The sequence below is a fragment of the Curtobacterium sp. MMLR14_002 genome, assembly GCF_001864975.1.
In the GTDB taxonomy this organism is placed as follows: domain Bacteria; phylum Actinomycetota; class Actinomycetes; order Actinomycetales; family Microbacteriaceae; genus Curtobacterium; species Curtobacterium flaccumfaciens.
The window spans coordinates 33,936-48,511 of record NZ_MJGT01000127.1; the positions used below are offsets into that span (position 1 = coordinate 33,936).

Here is a 14,576-nt window from a genome sequence, read left to right on the forward strand (position 1 = left end):
CGCAGCAGCGACGGCGGTGCCGATGGACCGGCCATCAGGAGCGGACGGGGGTGGCCGTGAACGGGATGGCGGTGTCGGAGACGATGCGGACGACGATCTCGCGCACGGTGTCCTCGCCGGTGCCGCCGAGCCCACGGGCGACCGGCACGAGCCGGTGCGCGAGCACGATCGGGGCGAGCGTCGCGACGTCGTCGGGGGTGACGAACGGGCGGCCGAGCAGGGCTGCGTGCGCACGGGCTGCCTGCGCCAGGTGCAGCGTCGCGCGGGGGCTCGCACCGAGCACGAGGTCGGGGTGGGTGCGTGTCGACCGGACGATCGCGATGATGTACGCCTCGACGTCGGGGGCGATGTGCACCCCGGCGACGGTCTCGATGATCGCCCGCAGCGTGGTGACGTCGACGATCGGCCGCAGGCGCGACAGCGGGTCGCTGCCGCCGCGGTTCGCGAGCATCTGCCGTTCGGCGTCGACGCTCGGGTAGCCCATCGCGATGCGCGCCATGAAGCGGTCCCGCTGCGCCTCGGGCAGCGGGTACGTGCCCTCCATGTCGATCGGGTTCTGCGTCGCGACGATCATGAACGGCCGGTCGAGCGGACGCGTCACACCGTCGACGGTGACCTGCGACTCCGCCATCGCCTCGAGCAGGGCGGACTGGGTCTTCGGGCTGGTGCGGTTGATCTCGTCGCCGATGACCACGTTCGCGAACACCGGGCCGGGCGAGAACCGGAAGGTGCCGGACGACTGGTCGAAGATGTTCACGCCCGTGACGTCGGACGGCAGCATGTCCGAGGTGAACTGTATGCGGTTCACGGACCCGCCGACCGAGGCGCCGAGCGCCTTGGCGAGCACGGTCTTGCCGACGCCGGGGACGTCCTCGACGAGCAGGTGTCCCTCGGCGAGCATAACCGTCAGTGCCGTGCGGATGGCTTCCGCCTTGCCGTCGATCACCGTGGCGACGGAGGCCACGATGTCGTCGCCCACCGCCCGCACGTGTTCGAGCGGGAAGGCGGGGTGGGTCGGCTCCGGCACGCAGGGCTCCATCGTCGGGGACAGGTGTCGTGCATGCTACATCGGGCCGGTGACAGCACCCGGTACGGGTGCACGGACTGGTCGTTCCGCGCACCGGTGGCCGATCCGCGTGTGGTGGGGCCGGGAGGCACGGCCCACCACACGCCGATCCGTCACCCGGTGCGCGGAACGGTTCACGGGCCTCCAGGCAGTGACCGGGTCGGCTGACGGACCGTCAGGACCGGGGCGCCAGCGCCGCATCCGCGGCGCGCAGCACGCGCGCGGCGACCGCGACTCCTTCTTCACGCCCGAGTTCGGTGTCCTCGTGCTCGATGTTCACCCACATCTCCGGGTCGATCGCACGCAGGGCCTCGAGGAACGTCGTCCAGTACGCCTCGTCGTGGCCCTTGCCGAGCGCGACGAAGTCCCACGCCGACGGCTTCGGCCACTCGTTCGCCCACTCGTCGCCGCCGAGGTTTGTGCGTGACTCGTCCGGCGACAACCGGCGGAACGAGTTGTCGAGCACCCCGTTGATCGCGGCGTGCGGGTTGATCCGGACGTCCTTCGCGGCGGCGTGGAACACGAGCGGACCGAGGTCGCGGGCAACCGCCACCGGGTCCATCTGCTGCCAGAACAGGTGCGAGGCGTCGAGCTCCACCCCGACATTGGTCAGCCCGCCGCGCTCGACGAGCTCCCGGATCGACGCCGGGTTGAACACGAGGTTCTGCGGGTGCAGCTCGAGCGCGACCTTGACGCCGTGCTCCCGTGCCAGGGCGTCGATCTCCTGCCAGAACGGCACCGCGACGCTCCACTGGTGCTCGAGGACGTCGAGCGCCGCCGAGTTCCAGGCGTTCACGATCCAGTTCGGCCTCGTGCCACCCGGCTCCCCCGCCGGCAGTCCGGACATTGTGACGACGCGGTCCTGCCCGAGGCGGGCCGCGAGGCGGATGCTCCGCCGGACGTCCTCGGCGTGCGCGGGACCGATCGCCGGGTCGGGGTGCAGCGGGTTGCCGTTGCAGTTGAGGCCGGCGATCTCGACGCCGGTGCCCGCGAACTGCGCGAGGAACGCGTCCCGCGCCCCGTCGTCCTGCAGGATCGCGTCGATGTCGGGCACGTGCACCGGGGGCAGGAACCCGCCGGTGTTCAGCTCGATGCCGGTGAGGCCGTTGGCCGCGATGACCCGGAGTGCGTCGGCGAGGGGCCGGTCGTGCAGGATCGCGTTGTAGAGGCCGAGCTTCATGCCGTCACTGCTTCCTTGATCGTCTCGGTGGTGCCCCCGGCCGCGGCGGACCGTGCCACCGCGTCGAGGACCTCCATGTTGTGCACGCCGTCGTCGAACGTGGCGTTCGCGGGCAGGGCGTCGGGCACGTCGCCGGTCAGCCCCGCGATCTCGTCGAGGAACGCCCGGGCCTGGTACTCGAACATCTGGTTCTGCCCCCATCCGACCCCCGGGGCGTCCATTGCCATGCCACCCGCGACGTAGGGGTGTTCGGGGCCGAGCACGACCTGGCGGTACCCACCCGTGCGCGAGCCGTCGGACTGCAGCGCGAGGCCGATCTCGGAGGCGCGCTCCTGGTCCCAGCGGGCGGCGCCGCGCTCGCAGAACACCTCGATCACGAGGCCGTTCGGATGCCCGGCCGCGACGCGGGAGGCCTCGAGCGACCCGACGACCGTGCCGTCACCGAACCGTGCGCTGAACGTGGCGTAGTCGTCGTTGCCGACGGCCTCGGTCTCACCGGTGAGCGGGACGGCCTGCCCCCGCAGGGCGTGTCCGGCGGCCACGGGGCGCTCGGTGATCGACGTGGTGAACGTCCCACCGCTGACGCTCCGGACCGGGCCGGCCAGGAACTCGGCGACGTAGGACAGGTGCGAGCCGACGTCGGCGAGCGCACCGGACCCAGGCTCCCCGGCGAAGCGCCACGAGAACGGGACGTCGGGCGAGGCGCCGTAGTCGGTCCAGTACCGGCCGGAGACGTGCAGGACCCGGCCGAGCGTGCCGTCCTCGACGAGCTCCTCGATGGCCGCGAGGCCGGGAGCTCGGCGGTAGGTGAACCCGATGCGACCGAGCACCCCGCGCTGCTCGGCCTCGGCAGCGGCGGACGCCATCGCGCGTGCGTCGTCGAGCGAGTCGGACAGCGGCTTCTCGCACAGAACGTGCTTGCCGGCGGCGAGCAGGCCCTCGACGATCTCGCGGTGCAGGGTGTTCGCGACGACGACGCTCACCACGTCGATGTCGTCCGCTGCCGCGATGGCCCGCCAGTCGGTGTCGTGCCGCTCGTAGCCGAAGCGCCGTGCGGCCTCGGCGGCGAGGGGCTCGTAGACGTCGCCGACCGAGACGAGCCGGACCGGCGGCAGCGTCGAGGTGAAGAGGGAGGGTGCGTTCCGCCACGCAGCCATGTGGGCCTTGCCCGCCATGCCCGCGCCGATGACGGCGACGCCGATGCTGTCGCTCATGTTCTCTCCTTCGAGAAGGTCGCTGGATCCTGATTCTGGAACGTTCCAGAATGTGTCAGTAGACTGTAGCTGCACCAGCCCATGTCCTGTCAAGCACCGTGCCGGAAAGGCTCAGCGTGACCCCTCGCCCGCCGACGATCATCGACGTCGCCGCACGCGCAGGCGTCTCGAAGTCCCTGGTGTCGATGGTGCTGCGCGACGATCCCGGGGTCTCCCCCGCCCGCCGCTCCGCGGTGCTCGCCGCCGTCGCGGAGCTCGGCTACCGCCCGAACCGCGCCGCCGCCATCCTCGCCGGCACCCGGACCCGCACCATCGGGGTCATCGTCGACGACTTCCGGAACCCCTGGTACGTCCCGATGCTCGACGGCATCCGCGAGGCCCTCGCCCCGCACGGACTCCGCCTCACCCTCGCCGACACCCGCGCCAACGCCCACCTCGACTCATCCCCGTTCGACGACCTGGTCTCCCTGCGGGTCGACGGCGTGGTGCTCGCCGCCGAGGGCTTCCCCGACGTCGTCGTCCCCGCCGACACCCCGGTCGTGGTCGCCGGCGCGCGCGAGGACGTCCCCGGCGGACTCGACGTGGTCGCCTCCGACGAAGCCGCCGGCGGACGGTTGGCAGCGGATCACCTGATCGGCCTGGGTCACCGCCGCATCGCCCACGTCACCGGTTCGGGAGGCCCGGCTGCGCTCCGCCGCGACGCCACCGTCGCGCAGCTGGTCGCGTCCGGCATCGAGCCGCTGGTCTACGGCTCCGGCCCGACCTCGGAGACGACCGGCTACGAGGGCATGCGGCTCGCACTCCGGGAGCACCCCGACCTGACCGCGGTGTTCGCCGCGAACGACGTCATGGCGATGGGCGCGATCGCCGCCGTGCAGGAAGCCGGACTCCGCGTGCCGCAGGACGTCTCGGTGATCGGCAACGACGAGACCCCGCTCGCCGCGTCACCCCTGCTGCGCCTGACGACGGTCGACCCGCACAACGACGAGGTCGGGCGCCTGGCGGCTGCGCGCTTGGTCGAGCGGATCGGCGCGATTTCGGGAACGCCGGCGGATCCCATCCGGACACTCGTGCCGCCGACGCTCGTCCTGCGGTCGACGACGGGGCCGCCGCGCGCCTGAGTGGTGACCGCCCCGGGGCCGACGCCGGCGGGGCGGAGGTGCGCCGGGCCTCCAGGCCGGGTGCGAGGTGACCCGAGGTCAGACGCGCGCGCCCTCGAGCCGGTCGACGGACTCGGCCAGGTCGGCGAGCTCGGGGACCTCGTGTGCCTCGGCGAGGGCGCCCTCGAGCGCCTCGGCGTGGATCGGTGTCGCACGCTCGAGCAGGACCTGCCCGGCGTGCGTGAGCTCCGTGTAGAGCCCGCGACGGTCGTCGGCGCACAGGACACGGGTCAGCAGGGCACGCTCCTCGAGCCGGTTCACCAGTCGGGTGGTCGCACTCGGGCTGAGGGCGGCCGCGCGGGCGAGCTGCTGCATGCGCATGTGGAAGCCGTCCTGGCGGCGCAGGGCATCGAGCACCGTGAACTCCACGACGGACAGGTCGACCTGTCGGAGGGCCCGCTCCAGGCGCGTCTCGATCAGGCCGTGCAGCGCCGCCAGGGTGCGCCAGCCGTGGGCACGGACGGCAGTGGAGGTGTCGTCGACGGACATCGGGGCTCCTTCGGTCGGTGCAGACGGCGACAGTTGCTTGCGCGGATACCCCGCGTGTGCAACTATCGATATCCCGCGTCTGCAACAACCAGCGTACGCGGCACCGCTGCACAACGGAAGGACATCCATGCCCGCGGGACTCATCGCCCTCGCACTCGGCGGATTCGGCATCGGCCTGACCGAGTTCGTCATCACCGGCCTGCTGCCCGAGGTGGCGGCCGACTACGGCGTCACCGAGACCACCGCCGGCTGGCTCGTCACCGGGTACGCCCTGGCGGTCATCGTCGGGGCCCTCGGGCTCACCGCCGCGACCACCCGCCTCCCCCGCAAGCCCGTCCTGCTCGGGCTGCTCGTGCTGTTCATCGTCGGCAACACCCTGTCCGCGATCGCCCCGACCTACGGCGCGATGATGACCGGCCGCGTCATCGCCGCCCTGTGCCACGGAGCGTTCTTCGGCATCGGCTCGGTCGTCGCCGCGAACATGGTCGAGCGGTCCAAGCGCGCGTCGGCCGTCGCCCTGATGTTCACCGGGCTCACCGCGTCGAACGTGCTCGGCGTACCGTTCGGCACCTTCCTCGGCCAGGCCGCCGGCTGGCGTGCGACGTTCTGGGCGATCGCGGCCATCGGCGTCGTCGCCCTGATCGGCGTGCTCGTCCTCGTCCCCGCGGTCCGTTCCACCGAGGTCCCGTCGCTCGCCCGCGAGCTCAGCGCCTTCCGGTCCGGGCAGGTCTGGCTCTCGCTCGGCATGACCGTGCTCGGCTACGGCGGGATGTTCGGCGCCTTCACCTACATCGCGTACACGCTGACCTCGGTGTCCGGCTTCCCGTCGTCGGCGGTGCCGTGGCTGCTCATCGTGTTCGGCATCGGGCTGTTCGTCGGCAACTTCGCCGGCGGCAAGCTCGCGGCCCGCTCGATCGACCGCACGCTGCTCGTGGTGCTCGTCGTGCTGACCGTGGTGCTCGCGGTGTTCGCCCTCGTCGCGACCTCGCCGGTGCTCACCGTGATCGCCCTCGTGCTGATGGGGGCGTTCGGGTTCGCGACCGTCCCGGCCCTGCAGACGCGGGTGATGCAGTACGCCGACCATGCGCCGACCCTGGCGAGCGGGGCGAACATCGCCGCGTTCAACCTCGGCAACGCACTCGGGGCCTGGATCGGTGGTCTGACGATCGCCGCCGGGCTCGGGTACACGTCGCCGATCTGGGCGGGGTCGGGGATCACCCTGGCGGCCGTGGTGCTGACGCTCGTGGCGATGGCCGCGGTGCGCCGGGGGCGCTCGGGCGTACGGACCACGACGACGGGGAGCATCGTGACCGTCTGACGCGGGCGCTTCGGGCCTGAGAACGACGAAACCCCGGTCCGATCGGACCGGGGTTCATCGTCGTGCGGAGACGGAGGGATTTGAACCCTCGGTCCCCTCAAAGGGGACTCCACCTTAGCAGGGTGGTGCACTCGGCCGGACTATGCGACGTCTCCAAGCACTCTCGCGAGCGCTGCGACCACCATACAGGAGGACCGCGCCACTCTCGACCCGACGCACACCCGCGCGTGGCACGACCCGTCACACTCGGTCCCCCGAAGTGGGGACACGTGGGGGTTGTCGGGGCGTACCCCACTGCATACCATCATCGGGACGCGGCAATCACGTTCCGGGGCTCGTCCCCGTCGTCGCGACACAGCACCCGACGTCGTTCCCCGTGCGGGCCCGGCGCGCCCGATCGCGTGGCGCCCGGCGGGGAGCGACTTCCCCTGGGGGCGCGGCCCACCACCGCGCCCCCGTTTCTGCGTTCGGGGCGGGTGCACTGCTGACGTCCCGGTGCACGCACGCACGCACGGCCACGGTCCGGCCCACGAAAGCGACACTGCGCCGCCGAGCTCGGCCGTCACTGGCGCCAGGGCGACAGAGTGCCGCGGATGTTCGGCGGCAGTCTGTCGCTTTCGCGGAAGGGGACAGGGGCGGGAGGCGCCAAGCAAGCAACCGCCCGCCCGCGCCTCAGTACCCGAACGCCTTGGAGCAGGTCTGCTGGTCGGCGGACTGGCCCTCGAGCCCGTCGATGGTCTCGGGCGTCGCCGAGGGGGTGCGCGGCGCGGCGGACGACGGCGCTGCCGGTGTCGCGGGGGTCGCGGGCTCCGGCGCAGCGGCCGGCGACGACGGTGCAGCGGTCGGCTGCGTCGGACTCGGCTGCGTCGGACTCGTCTGCGTCGGGTTCGTCTCCGACCCGATGCCCGTGCTGTCCGCCCCGAGGGAGAACGACTGGTCGGCCTTGATCTTCGCGAACAGCCGGTCGGCCAGGTACGTGGTCGGTTCGACCTTGCCCTCGTAGACACCGGTGCCGCCCGTGGTGCCCGGGTACTGCACGAAGTTCACCTGCGCCAACGGCAGGTCGCGCAGCGCCAGGCCCATCTGCACCATCGTCCCGATGTCGTTCAGGCTCTGGGACAGCTGCATGTTCGACGCCGCCGCCCGGGCCAGCTTGTACAGGCGGGCCGGCGAACCGAGGGTGTCGTTCGACTTCACGGTGCGGAGCAGCGACGACAGGAACACCTGCTGGCTCGAGATCCGGCCGAGGTCCGATCCGTCGCCGACCCCGTGCCGGGTGCGCAGGAATGCCAGGGCCTCGTCGCCCTGCAGGGTCGAGGTGCCGGCGGGCAGGTTCAGCCCCGTGTACGAGTCGGTGATCGGCTGGGCGACGCAGACCGGCACGCCGCCGATCGCGTTCGACATCTCGATGACGCCCTTGAAGGACACCGCGGCCGAGTACTGGATGTCGAGCCCGGTCAACCCGGCGACGGTCTGGGTGACGCAGTTCAGGCCGCCCTCGCCGAACGAGGTGTTGATCGGCTGCGCCGCCATCGCCGGGGCCGTGCCCGTGCCGTCGGTCTTCTTGCAGGCCGGGATCGGCGTGACGAGGTCGCGCGGGATGCTCACCGCGGTCGCGTTGGTGTGGTCGGCCGAGACGTGCAGCAGGATGTTGACGTCGTTGAGGGTCGCATCACGCTCCCCGAAGGCAGCACTCTGCTCGGGGTCGTTGTCGGTGCCGACCACGAGCATGTTGAACCCGCCCTTGAAGGCGCTGATCGGCTTCGCGCCGCCCTTCGCCTGCGGTGCGGGCTGGCCCTGGATCTCGACGCCGTCACCGAGGTCGTCCGTGACCTGCTTCGCCGCGATCGCCGTGACCGAGACCGAACTCACCAGGGCCACTGCGACGACGGCGGAGACCGTCTTGGCAGCGGTCGCGAAGGGGCTCGAGCGCCGCAGACGTCCGTGCCGTGCGATCCCGGACGCTCGGTTCAAGCGGTGGGATCGATCGCGGACGTCGTTCACGGGCACTCCTGTCGTCGGTGGACACGCCGGGGACGGCAACCGGTCAAGGCTGCCACGACGTTGCCTGACGATCCAGTGCGAGGGACACCGGTGACGCTCACTCTGCGGTGCCGCGACCTGCGGATCCTCGGCGGTCAGCGCGGACCTGAGCGGATCCGCAGCCGAGGTCGGTTCAGGCGGACACGACCACCCGGAAGCGGTCCGGCAGGGCGATCAGGGCGGACGACAGGTCGAGGAGCGCCGCGGCACAGTCGTCGAGGGCGTCTCGCTCCGCAGCGGCCACGGCCCGCTCGACGAACTCGACCCGTCGTCGCCGGTCGACCACGGCATCGATCCCGTTCGCCAGGGCGACGTCGTCGGTGAAGAACATGTCGAGCACGATGCGCTGCGACAGCAACCAGTCGCCGCTGACCGACGACCCGCGGCGCCGCAGGTACCAGGCGCCGAGCTCGACGAAGGCACCGGCTTCGGTCCAGCACTCCCGCAGCCACACCTTGTCGAACCGGTCGTGGTACCCGACGGAGTTCGACGGCGGATCGACGAGCAGGGCCTGGGCGATCCGCATCCGCTCGATCATCTGGTCGACCGACCACTGCGAGATCACGACACCGACGTACCGCTGCACGCTGGCCAGCTGCAGGGACTCGAGGGTCACGAGGGCTTCGCGCACCGGTGTGCGCGACACCCGCATGTCCGATGCCAGGGTGTCGAGCCGCAGCCGCTGCCCGCGGCGGTACTCCCCCCGCAGGACGTTGTCGAGCAGTCGCAGGAACACCGCGTCGCGCAGCAGGCTGCGGCGCAGGCCGTGGGGATCGAGTCCGCCGGCGCCGGCTCGGATTGGGGTGTGCTCCATCAGCCCAGGCTCACGCACGGACGGCACCCCCGAGGCGAGGGCGGTCGCTGCCGTGGATCGTGGTCGCCGGTGTCGCGCTGTGGAGGAGTGCCATGCAGGCACAGTGACAGCGCTGCGACGGCGGCGCTAAACACTCTGAATACAGAATGTCAGGCCGCCGCCACAGGGCTCACCTCCGGTCTGACTTCGCGTCCCCGGTGAGCACCGAGAGCGGTTGGGTGACGTCCTCGAGCCCCTTCCGCGCGGCGTCGACCCCGAACACCAGCGCCACGACCCCACCGGCGATCATCACCGCGGATCCGAGCAGGTACCCCCAGAACAGCGGCTCCCGCGACGAGCCGTCACCGATGAGTGCACCGTAGATCAGCGGGGCGACGGCACCGAAGATCTGCGCCAGCGCGAAGAAGTACGAGATGGCCTGCGACCGCAGCTCGAGCGGGAAGATCTCCGACACGGTCAGGTAGGCGCTCGATGCCCCCGCCGAGGCGAAGAAGAACGACACGCACCAGAAGGCGACCTGCACCGTCGCCGAGATCGCGTCGGCCTGGAAGAGGAACGCCGAGGTGGCGAGGACGAGACCCGAGACCAGGTACGTCGAGAAGATCATCTGCCGACGACCCCAGGTGTCGAAGAAGCGTCCCAGGATGATCGGGCCGAGCAGGTTGCCGATCGCGAACGGGAAGAAGTACACCGATGTCTCGGCCGTCTTCAGGCCGAAGAAGTTCGTGAGCACCAGGGCGTACGTGAAGAAGATCGCGTTGTAGAGGAATGCCTGGGTGATCATCATCGTCGCGCCGACGAGGGTCCGGGTCGGGTACTGCCGGAACAGCACCTTCACGATCGTCCGGAACTTGACGTTGTCGGTCGGGGTGACGGTCATCGCCTTGGACTGGTCGACGTCCGGCAGGCGGTGCCCGGTGGACTTCTCCACCGACTCCTCGATCCGTGTGACCGTCGCCTCGGCCTCCTCCTCGCGTCCGTGCGTCATGAGCCACCGCGGGCTCTCCGGGATGTGCCGACGCAGGAAGATGATCGCGATGCCGAGCACCGGGCCGAGGAAGAAGCCGATGCGCCAGCCGATGTTCTCGGCGAAGTTGGTCGTGTCGAGCAGGTAGATGTTGGCGAACGCGCCGAGCGCGGCACCACCCCAGTACGTGCCGTTGATGGCGATGTCGACGTGCCCGCGGTACTTCGCCGGGATGAGCTCGTCGATCGCCGAGTTGATCGCCGCGTACTCGCCGCCGATGCCGAGCCCCGCGACGAACCGGAACGCCGCGAGGAACCAGAAGTCCTGGGCGAGCCCAGCGATGCCGGAGCCGATCAGGTAGATCGCCAGCGTGAGGATGAAGAGCTTCCGTCGCCCCAACCGGTCGGACATCCGACCGAACACGACTGCGCCGACGACCTGCCCGATGAGGTAGATCGTCCCGAGTGAGGTGACCTGCTGCGTCGACAGGTTCAGGTCCGCCTGGAAACCCGCGTTCGAGACGATCTGGATCTCGAGACCGTCGAGGATCCAGGACACGCCGAGTCCGACGACGACGCTCCAGTGGAACCGGGTCCACGGCAAGCGGTCCATCCTGGCGGGCACCAGGCTCTTGATGGTTGCGTTCGCGCTGCTCACGAGATGGGACCGTACGCCGAGATCGCCGATGTGGTTCAGATGCGGAACGAGGAACCGGGGGCGGAGCCGGATCCCCCTACTTCGAATCCGGCTCCGTCGCCGGGATCTCAATGATCGCAAGTGCGATGGAAACCCACAAGCGGACGGGAGGCGCGGTGCGGGCCCGCCACGCGCCTCCAGTCCGACCCTGGTCGCCGTCGCGAACGCGGCGTAGCGTCGGAGAGGTGACCCGACCTGACATCCGCACGGTCGGCGAGCTCCGCACCTCTGGTCACGTCCAGAAGACGGTCCGCGCCGAGATCCGCGACAACCTGCTCACCGCCCTGCGCCAGGGCACCGATCCGTGGCCCGGCCTGCACGGCTTCGAGACCACCGTCATCCCTCAGCTCGAACGCGCCCTGATCGCCGGCCACGACGTCGTCCTGCTCGGCGAGCGCGGCCAGGGCAAGACCCGCCTGCTCCGCACCCTGCAGGGCCTGCTCGACGAGTGGACGCCGGTCATCACCGGCTCCGAGCTCGGCGAGCACCCGTACGAACCGATCACCACCGCGAGCATCCGGCGCGCCGACGACCTCGGCGACGCCCTGCCGATCAGCTGGCGGCACCGCGACGACCGCTACGTCGAGAAGCTCGCGACGCCGGACACGAGCGTCGCCGACCTGATCGGCGACGTCGACCCGATGAAGGTCGCCGAGGGCCGCAGCCTGGGCGACCCGGAGACCATCCACTTCGGGCTCGTCCCCCGTGGGCACCGTGGCATCGTCGCGATCAACGAGCTGCCCGACCTGGCCGAACGCATCCAGGTCGCGATGCTCAACGTGATGGAGGAGCGCGACGTCCAGATCCGCGGCTACGTGCTGCGGCTGCCGCTCGACGTGCTCGTCGTGGCGAGCGCGAACCCCGAGGACTACACGAACCGCGGCCGGATCATCACGCCGCTGAAGGACCGCTTCGGCGCCGAGATCCGCACGCACTACCCGATCGAGCTCGACGACGAGATCGCCGTCATCCGGCAGGAGGCCCAGCTGACGGCCGAGGTCCCCGACGCCCTGATCGAGATCCTCGCCCGGTTCACCCGCGCACTGCGTGGTTCGAGCGCCGTCGACCAGCGCAGCGGTGTGAGCGCCCGGTTCGCGATCGCCGGTGCCGAGACGGTGTCCGCCGCCGCGGTGCACCGCGCAGCTCGCCAGGGCGAGGACGAGGCGGTCGCCCGGCCGATCGACCTGGAGACCGCGGTGGACGTCCTCGGCGGCAAGATCGAGTTCGAGAACGGCGAAGAGGACCGGGCCGACGAGGTCCTCGAGCACCTGCTCCGCACCGCGACCGCCGAGACCGTGCGCTCCCGCTTCAAGGGCCTCGACTTCGCGGTGCTCGTGGACGCGCTCGACGGCGGCACGATGGTGACCACGGGCGAGCAGGTCAGCGCCCGGGCGTTCCTCGAAGGGCTCCCGTCGATCGGCGAATCCGACCTGTACGACCAGGTGTGCGACCGGATGGGTGCCACGAACGACGGCGAACGCGCCGGCGCGATCGAGCTCGCCCTCGAGGGCCTGTTCCTGGCCCGGCGCATCAGCAAGGAGTCCGGCGGGGGCGAAGCCGTCTATGGCTAGGCAGAACCGGCGCCTGACGCGCGACACCCGGTACGGCCGGTACACCGACGGCCCCGACCCGCTCGCCGCCCCGGTCGACCTGGCCGAGGCGCTCGACGCCATCGGGCAGGACGTGATGGGCGGCACGTCGCCCGAGCGCGCGATGCGGGAGTTCCTGCGGCGCGGCGGCCGGACGCAGCGCGGTCTCGACGACCTGGCCCGCCGGGTGGCCGAGCGCCGCCGTGAGCTGACGAGCAAGAACAACCTCGACGGCACCCTGCAGCAGGTGCGCGAGCTCCTCGACCAGGCGCTGCTCGCCGAGCGCGGGGAGCTCGCCCGCAACGTCGACCTCGACGACGGCGACCGGGCCCTGGCCGAACTGCAGCTCGACAGCCTGTCGCCCTCCCCCGCTGCCGCCGTGCAGGAACTCGGCGACTACGACTGGACGAGCCCGGCCGCGCGCCAGAAGTACGACGAGATCAAGGACCTGCTCGGCCGCGAGGTGCTCGATCAGCGCTTCGCCGGCATGAAGCAGGCGCTCGAGGGTGCCACCGACCAGGACCGGGCCGCGGTCAGCGCGATGATGCAGGACCTCAACGCCCTGCTGGAGGCGCACGCCCGCGGCGAGGACACCCAGCAGCAGTTCGACGACTTCATGGACCAGCACGGCGAGTACTTCCCGTCGGACCCGGCGAACGTCGACGAGCTGCTCGACGACCTGGCAGCCCGCGCGGCCGCGGCGCAGCGCATGCGCAACTCGATGACCCAGGAGCAGCGGGACGAACTCGATGCCCTCGCCCAGCAGGCCTTCGGCTCCCCCGACCTGATGGGGCAGCTGTCCCACCTCGACCGCACCCTGCGCGCACTGCGTCCCGGCGAGGACTGGGGCGGATCCGAGCGCATGGACGGCGAACAGGGGCTCGGGCTGGGCGACGGCACCGGGGTGTTCCAGGACATCGCGGACCTCGACGCCCTCGCCGACCAGCTCGCCCAGTCCGGGCCGGGCTCGGAGCTCGACGACCTGGACCTCGACGCGCTGTCCCGGCAGCTCGGCGACGAGGCTGCGGTCGACGCGAAGACCCTGCAGCGCCTCGAGCAGGCGCTCCGGAACTCCGGGGCGATGCGCCGCGGTGCCGACGGGCAGCTCCGGCTCACCCCGAAGGCGATGCGGCAGCTCGGCAAGAGCCTGCTGAAGGACGTCGCCCAGCGGATGTCCGGTCGCCAGGGCGCACGGGACCTCCGTCGCTCGGGCGCCGCGGGCGAGCCCTCGGGGGCGTCGCGGCAGTGGGCGTTCGGCGACACCGAGCCGTGGGACATCCCCCGCACGATCACGAACGCCGTGGTGCGGACGGCGGCCAGCGGTCGACAGGGAGCCGGCGTGCGCCTGAGCATCGAGGACGTCGAGGTGCAGGAGACCGAGGCCCGCACCCAGGCCTGCGTCGCGCTGCTCGTCGACACGTCGTTCTCGATGGCGATGGAGGACCGCTGGGTGCCGATGAAGCGCACCGCCCTGGCGCTGCACACCCTGGTGTCGACCCGGTTCCGCGGCGACGACCTGCAGCTCATCGCCTTCGGTCGCGAGGCCGAGGTGATGGACGTCGAACAGCTCGTCGGCCTGGACGCGATGTGGGACAAGGGCACGAACCTGCACCACGCCCTGCTGCTCGCCAACCGGCACTTCCGGAAGCACCCCACGGCCCAACCCGTGCTCCTCATCGTCACCGACGGTGAGCCCACGTCGCACCTCGAGCCGAACGGGCAGGTCTGGTTCGACTACCCGCCCGACCCGGTGACGATCGCGCTCACCGTGCGGGAGCTCGAGAACGCCGGACGCCTCGGTGCCCAGACGACGTTCTTCCGGCTCGGCGAGGACCCGGGGCTCGCCCGGTTCATCGACGCGATGGCGAAACGGGTGGACGGCAGCGTCGTGGCGCCGGAGAACGACGACCTCGGGGTCGCCGTGGTCGGTTCGTACCTCGGCTCGCGTCGCGGGGCCGGCGGCGCGCTCTTCCGCGACGACTGGGGGCTCTGAAGCCCATACGAGACGGACTGGAGGCCCGTGGCGACACCGCCACGGGC

Annotated in this window: 11 protein-coding genes and 1 tRNA gene; 4 read left to right on the forward strand and 8 right to left on the reverse strand. The window is 71.1% G+C overall.

Annotated elements, in window-relative coordinates; genetic code table 11:
• Positions 1-34: 34 nt before the first annotated feature.
• The 3 genes from BIU91_RS17555 to BIU91_RS17565 form a co-directional block, all read right to left on the reverse strand.
• Positions 35-1,039 carry an AAA family ATPase gene (locus BIU91_RS17555; RefSeq protein WP_071406487.1) on the reverse strand — a complete coding sequence of 335 codons (1,005 nt, stop codon included), beginning with the start codon at positions 1,037-1,039 and terminating at the stop codon, positions 35-37.
• A gap of 202 nt (positions 1,040-1,241) precedes the next feature.
• On the reverse strand, positions 1,242-2,246 hold the full coding sequence (locus tag BIU91_RS17560) for a sugar phosphate isomerase/epimerase (protein WP_071406488.1): 1,005 nt from the start codon (positions 2,244-2,246) through the stop codon (positions 1,242-1,244).
• Complete coding sequence (locus BIU91_RS17565; RefSeq protein ID WP_071406489.1) at positions 2,243-3,460, reverse strand: Gfo/Idh/MocA family oxidoreductase; 1,218 nt, start codon at positions 3,458-3,460, stop codon at positions 2,243-2,245. Before BIU91_RS17565 ends, BIU91_RS17560 begins: the two co-directional genes overlap by 4 nt.
• Positions 3,461-3,576: 116 nt before the next feature.
• On the opposite strand from BIU91_RS17565, the gene BIU91_RS17570 reads away from it, so the two are divergent.
• A complete protein-coding gene (locus BIU91_RS17570; protein ID WP_084741451.1) occupies positions 3,577-4,581 on the forward strand; it encodes a LacI family DNA-binding transcriptional regulator in 1,005 nt (334 codons plus the stop codon).
• Positions 4,582-4,659: 78 nt separating this feature from the next.
• On the opposite strand, the gene BIU91_RS17575 is transcribed toward BIU91_RS17570, so the two are convergent.
• Complete coding sequence (locus BIU91_RS17575; RefSeq protein WP_071406491.1) at positions 4,660-5,109, reverse strand: MarR family transcriptional regulator; 450 nt, start codon at positions 5,107-5,109, stop codon at positions 4,660-4,662.
• Positions 5,110-5,236: 127 nt separating this feature from the next.
• On the opposite strand from BIU91_RS17575, the gene BIU91_RS17580 reads away from it, so the two are divergent.
• Positions 5,237-6,427: an MFS transporter gene (locus tag BIU91_RS17580; RefSeq protein ID WP_071406492.1), complete on the forward strand. Its 1,191-nt coding sequence runs from the start codon at positions 5,237-5,239 to the stop codon at positions 6,425-6,427.
• 65 nt (positions 6,428-6,492) lie between these two features.
• Here BIU91_RS17580 and BIU91_RS17585 read toward each other — a convergent pair.
• From BIU91_RS17585 to BIU91_RS17600, 4 genes are all read right to left on the reverse strand, one after another.
• Positions 6,493-6,582 (reverse strand) — tRNA-Ser (locus tag BIU91_RS17585).
• A 517-nt stretch (positions 6,583-7,099) separates the two neighbouring features.
• Positions 7,100-8,431: an LCP family protein gene (locus BIU91_RS17590; protein ID WP_071406552.1), complete on the reverse strand. Its 1,332-nt coding sequence runs from the start codon at positions 8,429-8,431 to the stop codon at positions 7,100-7,102.
• A 172-nt stretch (positions 8,432-8,603) separates the two neighbouring features.
• Positions 8,604-9,284 (reverse strand): GntR family transcriptional regulator, encoded by a 681-nt coding sequence (locus BIU91_RS17595; RefSeq protein WP_071406493.1) that lies wholly within the window; start codon positions 9,282-9,284, stop codon positions 8,604-8,606.
• Positions 9,285-9,453: 169 nt separating this feature from the next.
• Positions 9,454-10,908: an MFS transporter gene (locus BIU91_RS17600; RefSeq protein ID WP_366556906.1), complete on the reverse strand. Its 1,455-nt coding sequence runs from the start codon at positions 10,906-10,908 to the stop codon at positions 9,454-9,456.
• A gap of 224 nt (positions 10,909-11,132) precedes the next feature.
• On the opposite strand from BIU91_RS17600, the gene BIU91_RS17605 reads away from it, so the two are divergent.
• Both BIU91_RS17605 and BIU91_RS17610 read left to right on the forward strand, forming a co-directional pair.
• Positions 11,133-12,518, forward strand: coding sequence for an AAA family ATPase (locus tag BIU91_RS17605; RefSeq protein ID WP_027466108.1), 1,386 nt, complete (start codon positions 11,133-11,135; stop codon positions 12,516-12,518).
• Positions 12,511-14,529, forward strand: a complete 2,019-nt coding sequence (locus BIU91_RS17610; protein WP_071406495.1) for a VWA domain-containing protein — start codon at positions 12,511-12,513, stop codon at positions 14,527-14,529. Before BIU91_RS17605 ends, BIU91_RS17610 begins: the two co-directional genes overlap by 8 nt.
• The last annotated feature ends 47 nt before the right edge of the window (positions 14,530-14,576 follow it).

Bases quoted from the DNA above. Each gene is read 5' to 3' on its own strand.
- BIU91_RS17555 (WP_071406487.1), bottom strand. From the start codon at position 1,039: ATGGAGCCCTGCGTGCCGGAGCCGACCCACCCCGCCTTCCCGCTCGAA.
- BIU91_RS17560 (WP_071406488.1), bottom strand. From the start codon at position 2,246: ATGAAGCTCGGCCTCTACAACGCGATCCTGCACGACCGGCCCCTCGCC.
- BIU91_RS17610 (WP_071406495.1), top strand. From the start codon at position 12,511: ATGGCTAGGCAGAACCGGCGCCTGACGCGCGACACCCGGTACGGCCGG.
- BIU91_RS17565 (WP_071406489.1), bottom strand. From the start codon at position 3,460: ATGAGCGACAGCATCGGCGTCGCCGTCATCGGCGCGGGCATGGCGGGC.
- BIU91_RS17580 (WP_071406492.1), top strand. From the start codon at position 5,237: ATGCCCGCGGGACTCATCGCCCTCGCACTCGGCGGATTCGGCATCGGC.
- BIU91_RS17595 (WP_071406493.1), bottom strand. From the start codon at position 9,284: ATGGAGCACACCCCAATCCGAGCCGGCGCCGGCGGACTCGATCCCCAC.
- BIU91_RS17575 (WP_071406491.1), bottom strand. From the start codon at position 5,109: ATGTCCGTCGACGACACCTCCACTGCCGTCCGTGCCCACGGCTGGCGC.